This is a genomic window from Streptomyces rubellomurinus (assembly GCF_000961885.1).
In the GTDB taxonomy this organism is placed as follows: Bacteria; Actinomycetota; Actinomycetes; order Streptomycetales; family Streptomycetaceae; genus Kitasatospora; species Kitasatospora rubellomurina.
Window position 1 is genome coordinate 43724 of record NZ_JZKH01000002.1, and the last position, 16114, is coordinate 59837.

Here is a 16114-nt window from a genome sequence, read left to right on the forward strand (position 1 = left end):
AGCAGAGTGCCCCTGAGCCCCAACTATTCCAGAGGACACCGACATTCACCGCGTGCGAGGATCCGGCCATGTCGTCGACGATGCCGTTCGGAACGGACCTGCGCGCCGAGCTCGGCACGCCCCGCCGCAGCTGCCGCCTGGAGAGCAGCCCGCGGTCCCGGGTGTGGCGGGCCGAGGTGGACGGCACTCCGGTCGTCGTCAAGCAGCTCGTCGACGGCCCGGAGGCCGACGAGCGCTACGCCCGCGAGGTCACCGCCCTGCGGCTCGCCGCCCGCTCCGGCCCTCCCGTCACACCGCGGCTGCTCGGCACCGACCCGGCCGAGCGCGTCCTCGTCCTCGAACTCCTGGAGCACCAACAGCCCCGCGAGGACTGGCTGATCGACTACGCCACGACGCTCGCCCGCCTCCACGCGACCACCGGCCCCGCCGACGCGGGCGGCGCGCTCCCCGCCTGGTCCGGCCCGACCGAGCGCGACACCGAGTCCTTCCTCCACCTCGCCACCGCCCTCGGCGTCGAGGCCCCGTCCGCCGTCCGCGCCGAACTCGACGGCCTCCTCGCCCGCCTGCACCGCACCCCGGGCCACGCCCTGCTGCACGGCGACCCCTGCCCCGGCAACGACCTGCACACCACCCACGGCGTGCGCTTCATCGACTTCGAGCAGGCCTCGCTCGGCCACGGCATCGTCGAACTCGCCTACCTGCGCATCGGATTCCCCACCTGCTGGTGCTCCACCGCCCCGCCGCCGGCCCTGCTCGACGCGGCGGAGGCCGCCTACCGGACGGCCTGGCGCGACGCGACGGGCACCGACGTCGACGGCGACCTCACCGACGCCTGCGCCGGCTGGCTGCTGCGCGGCGACGCCCTCGTCCAGCGCGCCCGCCGGGGCGCCACCGACCACCTGGCCGAACTCCCGGCGCGGGACTGGACGTGGGGCACGGCGACGGCCCGCCAGCGCCTGGCCCACCGCCTCGCCGTCGTCGACGGCCTGGCGGCCGACCGCGACGACCTCCGGCACCTCGGCCGGCTCGCCGCGGCCGTCCGCCGGGCCATGCTCACGCGCTGGCCGACCATCCGCCCGCTCCCGGCGAAGCGGCCGTAACGGCCGTCACGGCCGTCACGGCCAGCCCCGCCCAACCCGCCGCGCGGCTCAACGCCCCCAAGGCCCCCACCACTTGGGCGGCAGCGGGTCGGCCGGCGCGGAGGTCGGCTGGTCCGGGTGCAGCCCCAGCCGCCGCAGCACCTCGGCCCGGAAGCGAACGGCGACCGTGCCGTGCCAGTGCCCGTCCGCGCCCACGCCGCAGATCAGGTCGATCCGGACGTCCTCCCCCGCGAACGGGTACCAGTCGATCCCCCGGTCACGCAGTCAAACCGCGGTCAGCTGCCACGGCTTGGGGCTGCCGGAGACGTTGGGGAAGCAGAACAGGGTCACCCACTCGGATTCGTCCATCCCCCCATCCTCTCCGGCAACTCCCGGCAGTCGCCACCGCCTCACGCGGGCAGGTTCCCGTCCCCGCCCAGGTTGTCGACCATCCTCCGCAGCACGTTGATCGTCGTCACGAAGTCCTCCGGATCGATCCCCTCGTGCGTCCGAAGGTGCACCCGCAGGTTGCGCTCCCGGGCGCGCAGCCGCCCGGCCTCGCCCGCCTCGGTCAGCGTCATGGCGCCCTCGGCCCCCTCGACCAGCCACTCCCGTGCGACCAGATCGTCGAACACGGCGTCGAAGTCGAGCCCGAGGTCCTCGTACCGCGCCAGTCGGTCGACCAGCGTCGCCCGGGTCCACGCCCCCGGCGCCCCGGCCACGTGGTTGAGCGTCCACCAGTGCGGCTGCGCAAGGCCCTCCACCGCCAACTGGTCACGAAGTCCGCCGACCACCCGCCGGTACACCTCGCCGCTCCACGCCCCGATCGGCTGCCCGGCCAGTACCTCATGCGCGTACTCCTCGACTGCCACGCGAGCACCCTCCCTCTCGTCGAACCCCCGCCGAACGTCTTCACGCTAGGAGTTCAAGCCGCCTTGAGGTCAAGGCGCCCCTGGGCCGAGCCCGGCAGCCGCCCGTCGCCCCTGCGGCGTCCAGGCCGCCACCAGGTCGAGCAGCCCGGGGAAGCGCGCGTTCAGGTCGTCCACCCGCACGTGGCTGCGCCGCTCCAGCCCGTACTGCCGCTGCCGGGTGACGCCGGCCTCGCGCAGCGCCTTGAAGTGGTGGGTGAGCGAGGACTTGGGCCGGTCGAGGCCGAACCAGCCGCAGGAGTGGTCGAAGTCCTCGGACTCCAGCAGGAGTTTGCGCACGATCGTGAGCCGCAGCGGGTCGCTGAGCGCGCCCAGCACGGTCTCCAGCCGCAGCTCGTCGACACCCGGCTCGGCCAGCGGTTCGGGCAGGTCAGTGGGCTCCGCGATCACCTTGAAGGCCGCAACACCCTTCGCAGCACCAGCCATTGACGACTCCTCACACCGCGCATCGATCCGGCTTTCCAGTACGACTCCAATCGTACTGCATGCTAAGTTCGACTCGACTCGTACTGATGAGGCAGCCCGACCCGAACGGGAGACACCGTCATGCCCCGAACCGCCACCGCGCCCGCGCCGCCCGCTACCGCCACCGCCCCCACCACCGGGGCGGCACCGACCACCACCCCCCTGTGGTGGATCTGGCTCGCCGCCTGGCCGGTCACCGCCGTCTTCGTCCTCTCGAACGCCGCCACCCCGCTCTACGTCCTGTGGCAGCACGACATCGGCTTCTCCAAGGGCACCCTGACCGTCGTCTTCGCCTTCTACATCGTCGGCCTGATCGGCTCGCTGCTGGTCTCCGGCGTGCTCTCCGACCGCATCGGCCGCAAGCCCGTCCTGCTCCCGGCGCTCGTCCTCGCCCTCGCCGCCTGCCTGGTCTTCGGCACCGCGACCAGCGTCGCGGCCCTGATCGTGGCCCGGCTGTTCACCGGGATCGCGGTCGGCGCCGTCGTCTCGGCCGGCATGGCCGCCGTCACCGACGTGGCCGGCCCGGCCCGCAGGCGGACGGCCGCCCTGCTCGCCTCCTGCGCGATGGTCTTCGGCGCCGGGCTCGGCCCGCTGCTCGCCGGCGTGCTCTCCGAACTGGCACCCGCGCCGACCACCACCGTCTTCGCGGTCGAGGCCGTCCTGCTGGCCACCGCCGTCCTCACCGTGCTCCGCATGCCACTGCCCCGGTCCGAGCGACGCCCCCAGCCGAAGCCGACCGGCCCCTGGATCCGCGTCCCCGGTGTGCCGGCCGGCACCGGCCGCCAACTCGCCCTCGGCATCGCGGTGTTCGCACCCGGCATCACCGCGACCTCGTTCGTGCTCTCGCTCGGCCCCTCGCTGCTCTCGGGCCTGCTCGGCACCAGCAGCCGGATCGTCGCCGGCGCGATGGCCTTCGTGATGTTCCTCGCCGCCACCGGCGTGCAGTTCGCCGTCCAGCGGCTGCGCCGCCGCACCATCCTGACGGCCGGCGCCGCGACCACCGCGCTCGGCATGCTCACCCTGGTCGCCGCCGTGCGCACCGAGGCGGTGGCGCTCCTCGTCCTGGCCGCGCTGCTGGCCGGCGCCGGCCAGGGCATGGGGCAGCTCGGCGGCCTGTCGCTGCTCAACTCGGCCGTCCCGCCGCAGCGCCTGGCCGAGGCCAACGCCGCGCTCAACGTCGGCGGCTACCTCCCGGCCGGCCTCCTGCCGGTCTCGGCCGGCTACCTCAGCGACGCGGTCGGCCTGACCACCGGCGCCACGGTGTTCGGCCTGGTCCTGCTGGCCCTCGCCGTCCTCGGCGGCCTGCTGGTCCGCGCCACCCGCCGCCGGGTCACCGACCCCGCGTGAACCACCGCCGGGTGCGGCCGGGGGCGACCGACCGCCCCCGGCCGCACCCCTCTACCGACCGTCCGGCTCCACCGACCGTCCGGCTCTACCGGCCGTCCAGCTCCGCCAGGAAGTCCAGCGCCGCCGCCCAGGCCCGCTCCGCCGCCTCGGCGTCGAAGTCCGGCAGGTCCGGGTCGGTGAACAGGTGCCCGGCGCCCCGGTAGCGGTGCACCTCCACGTCCGCCCCGGCCCGCAGCATCCGCAGGTACCAGGCGTTCAGCCAGTCCTCCGGCTCGAACGGGTCGGGCTCGGCCATGTGCAGCTGCACCGGGATCTCGGTCGCCGCGTCCTCCCGCAGGTCCGAGGTGCCGTGCAGGAGCAGCAGCCCGCGCGCCTTCTCGTCGGCCAGCGCCATGTTCTGCGCGACGGCCCCGCCGAGCGCGAACCCGGCGTACACCAGCCCGTCCGCGGACAGCGGGGCGACCGCCGTCACCGCGCGCCGCAGCAGCTCCTCGCTGCCGCCGATCTCCTCCTGGTACGCGCCGGCGGCCTCGTACGCGGTCGCCGCCTCGGTGTCGTCGAAGGTCCGCCCGTCGAACAGGTCCGGCGTGTGCACGGTGTGCCCGGCGGCGCGCAGCCGGTCGGCGGCGGCGTGCACGGCCGGGCGCAGCCCGTGGGCGGAGTGGAAGAGGACGATCTGGGCCACGGTTTCGGGTCCTTCACCAGACGAGATCAGCGGTACCCACCCATGATCCCCCACCCGCGATCCCCCGCCACCGCCACCGCCACCGCCACCGCCACCGTCCTAGGACACCACGTCCTTGCGCGCGAACCCGCGGAACGCCAGCGCCAGCAGCACCGCCGCGTACGAGAGCGACAGCGACACGCCCTGCAGCATCCCGCCCCACTCCAGCTGCGGCTGCAGCGCGTCCGCCCAGGCGTACTGCCAGTGCGCGGGCAGCCACTGCCGCAGGTCGCCGAGCGCGGTGATGGTGTCCAGTACCGCCGTGATGATCGACGCGAACACCGCCCCGCCGACCGCCCCGAGCGGCGCGTCCGTCGCCGTCGAGAGCCAGAACGCCAGCGCGGCGATCACGACCTCGCTCAGGAACACGAAGGCCACCGCCAGCGCGATCCGGGGCAGCGCCTCCCCGGCCGGCAGGCTGGCCCCGGCGGGCAGCTTCAGGTCGCCCCACCCGTACGCCGCCGTCCCGACGGCCAGCCCGATCGTGGGCAGCAGCACCACCGCGACCGCCGAGAACGCCAGCCCGACCGCGAACTTGCGGGCGAGCAGCCGCGCCCTGGGCACGGGGGCGGCGAGCAGATAGCGCAGCGAGGACCAGCTGGCCTCCGAGGCGACGGTGTCGCCGCAGAACAGCGCGACCGGGATCACCAGCAGGAAGCCGGTGCCGACGAACAGCATGGTGACGGCGAAGTTGGCGCCGGAGGCGGTGGCCAGTTCGATGAACGTGGTCCGGTCCGGGCGGCTGGGGGTGCCGCCGATCTGGAACGCGGCCAGGATGACGAACGGCATGACGGCGAGCACCCCGCCGACCACCATGGTGCGGCGACGCCGCAGCTGCCGCATCGCCTCCACCCGCAGCGGCAGCGTCCGGCCCGCCCGGTACCCCTCGGCATGATCCGTAGCGACCACAGAGCTCACGCCGCACCTCCTCCGATCAACGACAGGAACGCGTCCTCCAGCCGGCGCTGCGGCCCGGCGCTCTCCACCGGCACCCCGAGCCGCACCAGCTCGGCGAGCAGGTCGCTCGCCGCCAGCCCGTCCAGCCGGACGAGCAGTCCGCCCTCGACGGCCTCCGCCGAGCCGACCCCGGCCAGCGCGCCGACCTTCCCGGCGACGTCCTCCGGGTCGCAGCCCGCCGCGACGCCGATCATCAGCAGCTCGCCGGCGCCGACGATCTCGCCGACCGGCCCGGCCGTGACCAGCCGTCCGCGGTCCATGACCACCAGGTCGGTGCAGCTCTGCTCGACCTCGGCCAGCAGGTGGCTGGAGACGATGACGGTCCGCCCGCCGGCCGCGTACCGGATCATCACCTCGCGCATCTCGCGGATCTGCGGCGGGTCGAGCCCGTTGGTCGGCTCGTCGAGGATCAGCAGGTCCGGCATGCCGAGCATGGCCTGGGCGATGGCGAGCCGCTGCCGCATGCCCTGCGAGTACGTCCGCACGGCGCGCTCCAGCGCCTCGCCGAGGCCGGCGATCTCCAGCGCCTCCGCGAAGTGCGCGTCGGCCTCCGGTCGCCCGGTGGCCTGCCAGTACAGCCGCAGGTTGGCCCGTCCGCTGAGGTGCGGCAGGAAGCCGGCGCCCTCGACGAACGCGCCGACCCGGGAGAGCACGGGGGCGCCGGGCCGGACGAGGTGTCCGAAGATCCGGATCTCCCCGGCGTCCGGCCGGATCAGGCCCATCAGCATCCGCAGCGTGGTGGTCTTGCCGGCGCCGTTCGGGCCGAGCAGCCCGAGCACCTGCCCCTGCTCCACCCGGAAGCCCAACTCCCGTACGGCGTAGCGGTCCTGGGAGCCCTTGTAGCGCTTGCTCAGCCCGGTGATCTGCAGCGGCACCCCGGCCAGCTCCGGATCGAACTCCACATCAGCGACCCTCCGACGCCGCAGCCGGGGCACCAGCAGAAGAGCGGCCGCCACCGCCACGGCGACCAGCGGCAGCGCCCAGGTCCGGGCGGGCAGCGGCGCCGCCTCGGTGACCAGCTCCTCGACGGTCGGCACGCTCAGCGCCCCGGCCGGGGTGACCTGGTAGGTGGCCGGCTCGGCGGGCGAGGCGTACGCCAGGTCGGTGGCCGCGAGCACGAGGCGCAGCCGGTGCCCGGCCGGGAAGTCGTGGTCGACGGCGGGCAGCGCCACCGTCACCGTCCGCCCGGCGTCCGCGCCGGTGACCCGCAGCGGGGCGGCGAGCTGCTGCGGCAGCACCGCCTTCCCGTCCGGCCCGACGTCGTACAGCTTCGCGAACAGCACCGCGTCCGACCGGTCGGCCTTGACCCGCACGGGCACGGTCGGCTGCCCGGTCAGGTGCAGCGCCTTGTCCAGCGGTTCCGAGTCGAAGGCGGCGTTCTGCCCGGGGAAGTCCAGCGACAGCCCGGCGCCGAGCGAGGCCGCCTGGCTGAGCGCGCCGATGCCGGGCAGCGTCGAGATGTTGGGCGGCGCGCCGCCGGGCGGGTTGGCGACGGTCTTCTCCCCGCCGGCCAGCTCCACCGTCCGCGTCCCCGTCCCGCCGAGCCCCGGGTACCGGTCCGCCGTGGCCCCGCGCAGCACCGCTTGGAATCCGGTCGAGTCGACGCCCCCGGTCCGGGTGACCCGGAACGCCGGCCCGGTGTCGCCGCCACCAGAGCCCTTCAAGTAGCGGTCGAACCAGGCCGTCACCCGGTCGTCCACCCGCGCACTGGTGTCCGTCCCGCCGTCGTGCCCGCCCGCGAACCAGTCCACCGCGACGGGCGCGCCGTTGGCCGCGACGGCCCGCGCGATCCGGTCTCCCTGGTCGAGCGGGAACAGCGAGTCCTGCTGCCCCTGCACGACCAGCGTCGGCGCCTTGAGCTGCCCGGCCACCGAGGACGGGCTGGAGCGGTCGAGCAGCGCGACGGCCTCCGGGTCGGCGTGCCCGGCGGTGGCCACCCGGTTGTACATCTGGCACAGCGACTCCAGGAACCGCCCGCAGCCGACCGGCCCGTCCCCGCCCTGCTGCGGCTTGTCGCCGGCGCGCGGCGCACCGCCGGAGGGCCCGAGGTCGCCGGCGGAGCCGGTGGTGAAGAAGATCCCGGCCCACAGCTTCTTGAACACGCCGTCCGCCGCGCCCGAGCCCTGCACGCCCTGCGGGAACAGCGCGTCGGCCAGGTTCCACCAGGTGATCTGGGTGGCCACGGCCTTGATCCGGTGGTCGTACGCGGAGGCGAGCAGCGAGATCGCGCCGCCGTAGGAGGCGCCGGTGATGCCGACCCGCGGGTCGCCGGGCCCGTCGAGCTGCACCTCGGGGCGCTGGGCCAGCCAGTCCACCAGGTGCTTGACGTCCTCGACCTCGCGGTCCGGCGCGTTGAGCCCGATCTTCCCGCCCGAGTGCCCGAAGCCGCGCGCCGACCAGGTCAGCACCGCGTACCCCTGCCGGGCGAGCTGCTGGGCGCGCTCGCGCTCGCCCTCCTTCGAGCCGCCGAAGCCGTGCGCGAGCAGCACCGCCGGGCGCGGGCTGTCGCCGGTGGTGAAGAACGAGGTGTCCAGCTGGACCTGCTGGGTGCTGCCGGGCGTCTCCGGCATGCTGAGGAAACGGTCCTCCTCACGGACCGTCCGCTCGCCGCCCGAGGCCACCGTGGCCGTGCCGACCCCGGCCACCGCCACCAGGGCCACCGCCCCGGCCAGCACCCTGCGTCTCACGGACGTCTTCCGGCCGCGCCAACGCCGCCACGCCCCACCGAACTCCATGGCCGCTGATCGTATCGGCCGCCCCGGTAGGCGTCCGATAAGGCCACCCCCCGAGCCACCGCACCTTTTGCCCGGTTCGCACCGGTGAACGCCGGTATCGTACGGCTCACCCGGCTCCCCCACCCCCGAGAAGGTGCCCGTGCTCTGGCCGCTGATCGCCCTGCTCGCCACCGCCGCGGGCGTCCTCGCGGTCGGCTGGATCGTCGACCAGGCCCTCCAGCGGATCAGCGCGAACCACCCCGAGGCCCCGGTCTGGTCGCTCCTGCGCCGCTCCCGGATCCCCCTCCAACTCGCCCTGGTGTCAGCCCTGTTGCTCGTCACCAATCCGGTCGGGCGGATCTTCCGCCGGCAGGACGACGACGGCGCCCACCACCTCGTCCTGCTGCTCCTGCTCGCCTCCCTCGGCTGGCTCACCGTCCGCGTGGTGGCCGCCGTCCTGGAGGCGCTGCTCGGCCGCTACGAGCGGACGGTCTCCGACGACCCGGCCCGCGTCCAGCGCGTCCACACCCAGATCAGCATGCTGCGCCGGGCGGTCAGCGCGGTGATCGTCGTGGTCACCGCGGCCGTGATGCTGCTGACCTTCTCCGCCATGCGCACCCTCGGCGCCAGCCTGCTCGCCTCGGCCGGCATCATCGGCATCGTGGCCGGCATCGCCGCCCAGAGCACCCTGGGCAACTTCTTCGCCGGCCTGCAGATCGCCTTCGGCGACACCGTCCGGATCGGCGACACCGTGGTGGTGGACGGCCAGCAGGGCACGGTCGAGGAGATCACCCTCACCTACCTGGTGGTCCGGCTCTGGGACTACCGCCGGCTGATCGTCCCGGTCTCCTACTTCGTCAGCAAGCCGTTCGAGAACTGGACCCGCCGCGACCCCGGCCTGCTCGCCGCCGTCCTGCTCCACCTCGACCACAGCACCCCGGTCGACGCCCTTCGCAGCGCCCTGCACGCCTACCTGGAACAGCACCCGCTCTGGGACGGCGCCGAGTGGGCCCTCCACGTCACCGACACCACCCCCAGCACCATCGTCGTCCGCGCCACCATGACGGCCCGCAACCCCGACGACGCGGCCCGGCTCCGCTTCGACATCCGCGAACACCTCGTCGCCCACCTCCGCGACGAGCACCCCCAGGCCCTGCCCCGCCTGCGCACCACGCCCGAGTAGCACGAAGCCCCGCGCCCCGAAAGGGGCGCGGGGACCGCGCGACCAGCCATGCACTCAGCCGCGGGCCCGCTCATCACGGAACCCCGGCCCCCGAAGGGCTAGAGCACCCTCGTCATCGTCCGGTGCGGAATCCCGGCGTCGTCGTACACCGGCCCGTCCGCCGCGTACCCCAGCCGCTCGTAGAATCCGAGCGCCTGCACCTGCGCGTGCAGCTCGACCTCGACGCCCCCGCGCTCGGCCCCGGCCGCCTCGATCGCCCGCACCAGCGCGGCCCCGAGCCCGGTGCCCCGCGCGGCGGCCCGGACGGCGAGCCGCCCGAGCAGCACCCGCCCCTCGACGCCCCCGGTCAGCTCGGCCGCCTGCGCGCCGAAGATCAGCCGCCCGGTGCCCAGCGCCGTCCCGTCCTCGGCCAGCGCCAGCACGTGCACCGCGGTGGCGTCGTACTCGTCGTACTCCAGCTCCTCCGGCACGTTCTGCTCGACGATGAACACGTCCCGGCGGACGGCCCGCACCAGCGCGAGGTCCGCCTCCCCCCGGGCGGTCCGCAGGACGAATCCCATCAGCTCTCGGCCGCGATGACGTCGAGCGCCTTGCGCAGGTCGTCCGAGTACTCGCTGTGGAACTCGACCCACTGCCCGTCCGCCGGGTGCTCGAAGCCGAGCGAGACGGCGTGCAGCCACTGCCGGGTGAGCCCGAGCCGCTTGGCCAGCGTCGGGTCGGCGCCGTAGGTGAGGTCGCCGACGCAGGGGTGCCGCAGCGCGGACATGTGGACGCGGATCTGGTGGGTGCGCCCGGTCTCCAGCTTGATGGCGAGCAGCGAGGCCGCCCGGTACGCCTCGATGAGGTCGTAGTGGGTGACGGACGGCTTGCCGTCGCGCGTGACGGCCCACTTCCAGTCGGAGCTGGGGTGCCGCCCGATCGGCGCGTCGACGGTCCCGCTCATCGGATCCGGGTGCCCCTGGACCAGCGTGTGGTACCGCTTCTCGGTGATCCGGTCGTGGAACTGCCGCTTGAGGTCGGTGTACGCCCGCTCGGACTTGGCGACGACCATCAGGCCGGAGGTGCCGACGTCCAGCCGGTGCACGATGCCCTGCCGCTCGGCCGCGCCCGAGGTCGAGATCCGGTAGCCGGCGGCCGCGAGCCCGCCGATCACGGTGGGGCCGGTCCAGCCGGGGCTGGGGTGCGCGGCGACGCCGACCGGCTTGTCGACGAGCACGATGTCCTCGTCGTCGTGGACGATCCGCATGCCGTCGACCGGTTCGGCGACGATCTGGACCGGGGCGGCGGGGGCCGGGATCTCGACCTCCAGCCAGGCGCCGGCGGTGACCCGGTCCGACTTGCCGGCCACCGCGCCGTCGAGCGTCACCTTGCCCTCGGCGGCCAGCTCGGCGGCCTTGGTCCGGGAGAACCCGAACATCCGGGCGAGGGCGGCGTCGAGGCGCTCGCCCTCCAGGCCGTCGGGTACGGGGAGGCTGCGGATCTGCGCTGCGGTACTCACCCGTACGAGTATGCCGGAAACGCGGCCCACGCCTCCCATCGGAGGCCGGCCGCCCTCCCGCTACTCCTTCTCGTCCTTCTCCGCCTGCTGGTGGACGGTCCCGTCCGGGTTGCTGCCCCGGAAGGAGAGGAGGACGACGAGGATCCCGCCGCAGACGATCGCCGAGTCGGCGAGGTTGAACACCGCGAAGTGCTGGACGGAGATGAAGTCGACGACGTGCCCGCGGAAGACGCCCGGCGTGCGGAACAGCCGGTCGGTGAGGTTGCCCAGCGCCCCGCCGAGCAGCAGTCCGAGCGCGATCGCCCAGGGCAGGCTGTACAGCCGGCGGGCGATCCGCCAGATGACGACGATGACGGCCGCGGCGATCATCGTGAAGACGACGGTGAGCGCCTGCCCCATGCCGAAGGCCGCGCCGGAGTTGCGGATCACCTGGAAGGTGACGACCTCGCCGACCACCTTGATCGCCGCGTGGTTCTCCAGCCGCGCCACGACCAGCAGCTTGCTGCCGAGGTCGATCAGGAAGGCGAGCACCGCGATGACCAGCAGGACGCCGATCCGCCGCGGGCCCTTGGGCTTCTCCGCCGCCGTGGCCCCGTTCGCGGGTGCCGCCTCCGCCGGCTCGGCGGGATCGGCCACGGGCACCTCCACGTCATCGGCGGGGTTCGGGACGGCGTCGTCCCGGGTCTGGGGGGAACCTTGCGTACTGATGATCCGCTCCGCTGCCGATGGAGTTCCCCCGGTCCGGAGCCGGAGGAGGTGCTGGGGGCCGACGCCCGCCCGAAATCACCCGGTCCAGCCGGTCCGGGCACGCCGGGCGACGTCACGGGGTCGAGCGTACGGCAAGCCCGACCCCCCGCGTCGCCCCGGTGACCCGGTTCAGCGGCGTTCCTGCTTGGCCTTGCACTGCACGCAGAGCGTCGCCCGGGGGAAGGCCTGCATCCGGGCCTTGCCGATGGCCTGGCCGCAGGACTCGCAGATGCCGAAGCCGACGCCCTCCAGCCGCTCCAGCGCCCGCTCGGTCTGGGCGAGGCTGTCGCGGGCGTTGTTGGCCAGGGCCAGTTCGCTCTCCCGCGAGATGTTCTTCGTACCGGCGTCGACCTGGTCGTCGCCGGCTCCGTCGTTGGAGTCGCGCATCAGGCCCGCGATGGCGGCGTCGGCGGCGTCGATCTCGCCGCGCAGCCGCTCCAGGTCGCTGATCAGCTCGTCGTGCAGCTCGTGGACCTCGTCGGCGGTCCACGGCTCCTCGCCGGGCCGGACCGGCAGCGTGGCCGGATCGACGGACTCGGCGCCACGCGGAACGGTCACGGTGTCGGTGCCGCTCTTCGGTGCGGTTGTGGTCACAATCCCCTCCCCTGGATCGACCGCCACGGCCTTGCGTGCCCGCTTGGTGGCGGTACCCGCGCCGGTTCCCTTCTCAGCCATGGCTTCGACCCCATCTACGAACGAATCGAGCCGCCGGTTCCCGGCGGCCTCCAGTGCCGGAACGATAATCCCGATCAAAACCGGTCACAACATGACATACCGACGCCTCACAACGATCCCACCCAGGCAGCCGCCCCAGCCACCACGCCCCTCGCGCTAGCAAGGTTGTGCCCAGATCACCCCCGCCTAACCACCTCCCGAAACCGCCCCTGACCGGGCCCGGAGCCGCGTGGCGGAATCGACTTGCCGCGGGCCGATACACTGGCCCTTGCAAGGCGCAGATGGGACGAGTACCGACGTACGCAGCCACCAGCGACCCGGGGACGGTGCGAGCCCGGGGGTGTGCACGGCGGGAAGATCACCCCGGAGCCGCCGGAAGAACGGCCGCCACCAGGCGGCCCACTAGACCCGGCAGCAACCCCAAACAAGAGGGCCGCAGCGCACCACCGCGGCCAAGGAGGGTGGTACCGCGGGTCGGCGAAGGCCGTCTCGTCCCTCCGGAGGATCCAGTCCCAGCATCCGCCGGAGGTAGACGCCCGCGATGAGCAGCTCCTACAACCCCGTCCCGGCGCAGGTGGACCTGCCTGCCCTGGAGCACCAGATCCTGTCGTTCTGGCAGGACAACAAGATCTTCCAGCGCAGCCTGGAGCAGTCCGAGGGCCGCCCCGAGTGGGTGTTCTACGAGGGCCCGCCGACCGCCAACGGCATGCCCGGCGCCCACCACATCGAGGCCCGCGTCTTCAAGGACGTCTTCCCCCGCTACCGGACGATGAAGGGCTACCACGTCGCCCGCAAGGCCGGCTGGGACTGCCACGGCCTCCCGGTCGAGCTGGCCGTCGAGAAGGAGCTGGGCTTCTCCGGCAAGCAGGACATCGAGGCGTACGGCATCGCCGAGTTCAACGCCAAGTGCCGCGACTCGGTGACCCGCCACACCGACGCCTTCGCCGAGCTGACCACCCGCATGGGGTACTGGGTCGACCTCGACGAGGCCTACCGGACGATGGACCCCTCGTACGTCCAGTCCGTCTGGTGGTCGCTCAAGCAGATCTTCGACAAGGGCCTGCTGGTCCAGGACCACCGGGTCGCCCCCTGGTGCCCGCGCTGCGGCACCGGCCTGTCCGACCACGAACTGGCCCAGGGCTACGAGACCGTCGTCGACCCCTCGGTCTTCGTCCGCTTCCCGCTGACCAGCGGCCCGCTGGCCGACCGGGCCGCCCTGCTGGTCTGGACCACCACCCCGTGGACCCTGGTCTCCAACACCGCCGCCGCCGTCCACCCGGAGGTCACCTACGTGGTGGCCACCGACGGCACCGAGCGGCTGGTCGTCGCCGAGCCGCTGGTCGCCAAGGCCCTCGGCGAGGGCTGGGAGACCACCGGCGAGTCCTTCACCGGCGCCGAGATGGAGCGCTGGGCCTACCGGCGCCCGTTCGACCTGGTCGAGATCGAGGACGCGCACTACGTCCTCAACGCCGACTACGTCACCACCGAGGACGGCACCGGCATCGTCCACCAGTCCCCCGCCTTCGGCGCGGACGACCTCGCGACCTGCCGCAAGTACGGCCTGCCGGTGGTCAACCCGGTCCTCGCGGACGGCACCTTCGCCCCCGAGGTCCCGCTGGTCGGCGGCCAGTTCTTCAAGAAGGCCGACGAGGCCCTGGTCGCGGACCTCAAGGAGCGCGGCCTGCTCTTCCGCCACCTGCCGTACGAGCACAGCTACCCGCACTGCTGGCGCTGCCACACCGCGCTGCTCTACTACGCGCAGCCGTCCTGGTACATCCGGACCACCGCCGTCAAGGACGCGCTGATCCGCGAGAACGAGGCCACCAACTGGTTCCCGGAGACGGTCAAGCACGGCCGCTTCGGCGACTGGCTGAACAACAACATCGACTGGGCGCTCAGCCGCAACCGCTACTGGGGCACCCCGCTGCCGATCTGGCGCTGCGAGGAGGACCACCTCACCTGCGTCGGCTCGCTGGCCGAGCTGTCCGAGCTCACCGGCACCGACCAGAGCGGCCTCGACCCGCACCGCCCGTTCATCGACGACGTGACCTTCGCCTGCCGCGACTGCGGCGGCACCGCCACCCGCGTGCCCGAGGTCATCGACGCCTGGTACGACTCGGGCTCGATGCCCTTCGCCCAGTACGGCTACCCGTACCAGAACAAGGAGCTGTTCGAGAAGCGCTACCCGGCGCAGTTCATCTCCGAGGCGATCGACCAGACCCGCGGCTGGTTCTACACGCTGATGGCGGTCGGCACCCTCGTGTTCGACAAGAACAGCTACGAGAACGTCGTCTGCCTGGGCCACATCCTGGCCGAGGACGGCCGCAAGATGTCCAAGCACCTGGGCAACATCCTGCAGCCGATCCCGCTGATGGACCAGCACGGCGCCGACGCGGTCCGCTGGTTCATGGCGGCCGGCGGCTCGCCCTGGTCGGCCCGCCGGGTCGGCCACGGCACGATCCAGGAGGTGGTCCGCAAGACCCTCCTCACCTACTGGAACACCGTCGCCTTCCAGGCCCTGTACGCCCGCACCGCGAACTGGGCGCCGTCCGCGAGCGACCCGGCCCCGGCCGACCGCCCGCAGCTGGACCGCTGGGTGCTCTCCGAGCTGAACACCCTGGTCCGCGAGGTCGACGCCGCCTTCGAGGCCTACGACACCCAGCGCGCCGGCAAGCTGCTCTCCGGCTTCGTCGACGACCTGTCCAACTGGTACGTCCGCCGCGGCCGCCGCCGCTTCTGGCAGGGCGACGCCGCCGCGCTCGCCACCCTGCACGAGGCACTGGAGACGGTCACCCGTCTGATGGCCCCGCTCACCCCGTTCATCACCGAGCGGGTCTGGCAGGACCTGGTCGTCCCGGTCGCCCCGGACGCCCCGGCCTCGGTGCACCTGTCGACCTGGCCGGTCGCCGACGAGGCGCTGATCGACGCCGAGCTCTCCAAGCACATGGCGCTGGTCCGCCGCCTGGTCGAACTGGGCCGGGCCACCCGCGCCGAGTCCGGCGTGAAGACCCGCCAGCCGCTGTCCCGCGCGCTGGTCGCGGCCCAGGGCTGGGAGGAGCTGCCCGCCGACCTGCGCGCGCAGATCGCCGAGGAGCTCAACGTCGCCACCCTGGAGTCGCTCGCCGAGGTCGGCGGCTCCCTGGTCGACACCAGCGCCAAGGCCAACTTCCGCGCGCTGGGCAAGCGCTTCGGCAAGGGCGTCCAGGACGTCGCCAAGGCGGTCGCCGCCGCGGACGCCGCCCGGCTCGCCGCCGACCTGCGCGCCTCGGGCACCACCTCCGTCGACCTGGACGGCGAGACGATCGCCCTCTCCCCCGACGAGGTGATCATCACCGAGACCCCGCGCGAGGGCTGGGCCGTCGCCAACGAGTCCGGCGCCACCGTCGCCCTCGACCTGGCCATCACCCCGGAGCTGAAGCGCCTCGGCATCGCCCGCGACGCCATCCGCCAGATCCAGGAGGCCCGCAAGAACTCCGGCCTCGACGTCGCCGACCGCATCGTCCTTCGCTGGCGCGCCGCCAACGAGGAGACCGCCGAGGCCATCGCCGAGCACGGCCCCCTCGTCGCCGAGGAGGTCCTCGCCACCGACTTCGCCGCCGGCGCGGCCGACTGGGCCTCCGAGTCCTTCACCGACGAGTCCCTCGGCCTGACCTTCCAACTCCGCAAGGTCTGACCCGCACCACCGGAACCGCCGCCCCGCTCCCCGGAGCCGGGCGGCGGTTCCTTTTGTTCCGCGCCCTCCCCCGATCAGGCTCCCGAAGAACCAAAAGGGCGCCCCCTCCCCGACCCGGAGGTC

At 73.4% G+C, this 16114-nt stretch carries 14 protein-coding genes; 4 read left to right on the top strand and 10 right to left on the bottom strand.

The features are described from left to right. Positions 1–68: 68 nt before the first annotated feature. On the top strand, positions 69–1100 hold the full coding sequence (locus tag VM95_RS01485) for an aminoglycoside phosphotransferase family protein (protein WP_045692112.1): 1032 nt from the start codon (positions 69–71) through the stop codon (positions 1098–1100). 48 nt (positions 1101–1148) lie between these two features. On the opposite strand, the gene VM95_RS01490 is transcribed toward VM95_RS01485, so the two are convergent. From VM95_RS01490 to VM95_RS01500, 3 genes are all read right to left on the bottom strand, one after another. Continuing rightward, positions 1149–1295: a hypothetical protein gene (locus VM95_RS01490; RefSeq protein ID WP_208615387.1), complete on the bottom strand. Its 147-nt coding sequence runs from the start codon at positions 1293–1295 to the stop codon at positions 1149–1151. Between the two features lie 194 nt (positions 1296–1489). After that, the gene (locus VM95_RS41165; protein ID WP_045692114.1) at positions 1490–1951 is read right to left on the bottom strand and encodes a hypothetical protein; all 462 of its coding nucleotides are present in this window, start codon (positions 1949–1951) and stop codon (positions 1490–1492) included. Positions 1952–2020: 69 nt separating this feature from the next. Continuing rightward, on the bottom strand, positions 2021–2434 hold the full coding sequence (locus VM95_RS01500) for an ArsR/SmtB family transcription factor (protein WP_045692115.1): 414 nt from the start codon (positions 2432–2434) through the stop codon (positions 2021–2023). A gap of 120 nt (positions 2435–2554) precedes the next feature. On the opposite strand from VM95_RS01500, the gene VM95_RS01505 reads away from it, so the two are divergent. After that, on the top strand, positions 2555–3820 hold the full coding sequence (locus VM95_RS01505; RefSeq protein ID WP_045692116.1) for an MFS transporter: 1266 nt from the start codon (positions 2555–2557) through the stop codon (positions 3818–3820). Between the two features lie 85 nt (positions 3821–3905). Here the strand turns inward: VM95_RS01505 and VM95_RS01510 are convergent, their stop codons facing one another. The 3 genes from VM95_RS01510 to VM95_RS01520 all read right to left on the bottom strand — a co-directional run bounded on the left by VM95_RS01510 (position 3906) and on the right by VM95_RS01520 (position 8236). Next, positions 3906–4505, bottom strand: a complete 600-nt coding sequence (locus VM95_RS01510) for a dienelactone hydrolase family protein (protein WP_045692117.1) — start codon at positions 4503–4505, stop codon at positions 3906–3908. A gap of 99 nt (positions 4506–4604) precedes the next feature. Further along, complete coding sequence (locus VM95_RS01515; RefSeq protein ID WP_045692118.1) at positions 4605–5462, bottom strand: ABC transporter permease; 858 nt, start codon at positions 5460–5462, stop codon at positions 4605–4607. Then, positions 5459–8236, bottom strand: coding sequence for an alpha/beta fold hydrolase (locus VM95_RS01520; protein ID WP_045692119.1), 2778 nt, complete (start codon positions 8234–8236; stop codon positions 5459–5461). Before VM95_RS01520 ends, VM95_RS01515 begins: the two co-directional genes overlap by 4 nt. Positions 8237–8375: 139 nt before the next feature. Here VM95_RS01520 and VM95_RS01525 point away from each other — a divergent pair, with 139 nt between their 5' ends. Next, the gene (locus VM95_RS01525; RefSeq protein WP_244178569.1) at positions 8376–9398 is read left to right on the top strand and encodes a mechanosensitive ion channel family protein; all 1023 of its coding nucleotides are present in this window, start codon (positions 8376–8378) and stop codon (positions 9396–9398) included. A gap of 98 nt (positions 9399–9496) precedes the next feature. Here VM95_RS01525 and VM95_RS01530 read toward each other — a convergent pair whose 3' ends face one another. From VM95_RS01530 to VM95_RS01545, 4 genes are all read right to left on the bottom strand, one after another. Further along, the gene (locus tag VM95_RS01530; RefSeq protein WP_045692121.1) at positions 9497–9958 is read right to left on the bottom strand and encodes a GNAT family N-acetyltransferase; all 462 of its coding nucleotides are present in this window, start codon (positions 9956–9958) and stop codon (positions 9497–9499) included. Further along, positions 9958–10896, bottom strand: a complete 939-nt coding sequence (locus VM95_RS01535; RefSeq protein ID WP_045692122.1) for an RluA family pseudouridine synthase — start codon at positions 10894–10896, stop codon at positions 9958–9960. Before VM95_RS01535 ends, VM95_RS01530 begins: the two co-directional genes overlap by 1 nt. Before the next feature lie 60 nt (positions 10897–10956). After that, a complete protein-coding gene (lspA, locus tag VM95_RS01540) occupies positions 10957–11607 on the bottom strand; it encodes a signal peptidase II (protein WP_078859508.1) in 651 nt (216 codons plus the stop codon). A 165-nt stretch (positions 11608–11772) separates the two neighbouring features. Next, positions 11773–12237 (bottom strand): TraR/DksA family transcriptional regulator, encoded by a 465-nt coding sequence (locus tag VM95_RS01545; RefSeq protein ID WP_244178571.1) that lies wholly within the window; start codon positions 12235–12237, stop codon positions 11773–11775. Between the two features lie 622 nt (positions 12238–12859). On the opposite strand from VM95_RS01545, the gene ileS reads away from it, so the two are divergent. Next, entirely contained in the window at positions 12860–15991 is a 3132-nt protein-coding gene (ileS, locus tag VM95_RS01550) for an isoleucine--tRNA ligase (RefSeq protein ID WP_045692124.1), read from the top strand. The last annotated feature ends 123 nt before the right edge of the window (positions 15992–16114 follow it).

Excerpts from the sequence above, each read along its gene's own strand:
- VM95_RS01485 (WP_045692112.1), top strand. The coding sequence starts at position 69 with ATGTCGTCGACGATGCCGTTCGGAACGGACCTGCGCGCCGAGCTCGGC.
- VM95_RS01500 (WP_045692115.1), bottom strand. The coding sequence starts at position 2,434 with ATGGCTGGTGCTGCGAAGGGTGTTGCGGCCTTCAAGGTGATCGCGGAG.
- VM95_RS01505 (WP_045692116.1), top strand. The coding sequence starts at position 2,555 with ATGCCCCGAACCGCCACCGCGCCCGCGCCGCCCGCTACCGCCACCGCC.
- VM95_RS01520 (WP_045692119.1), bottom strand. The coding sequence starts at position 8,236 with ATGGAGTTCGGTGGGGCGTGGCGGCGTTGGCGCGGCCGGAAGACGTCC.
- VM95_RS01530 (WP_045692121.1), bottom strand. The coding sequence starts at position 9,958 with ATGGGATTCGTCCTGCGGACCGCCCGGGGGGAGGCGGACCTCGCGCTG.
- ileS (WP_045692124.1), top strand. The coding sequence starts at position 12,860 with ATGAGCAGCTCCTACAACCCCGTCCCGGCGCAGGTGGACCTGCCTGCC.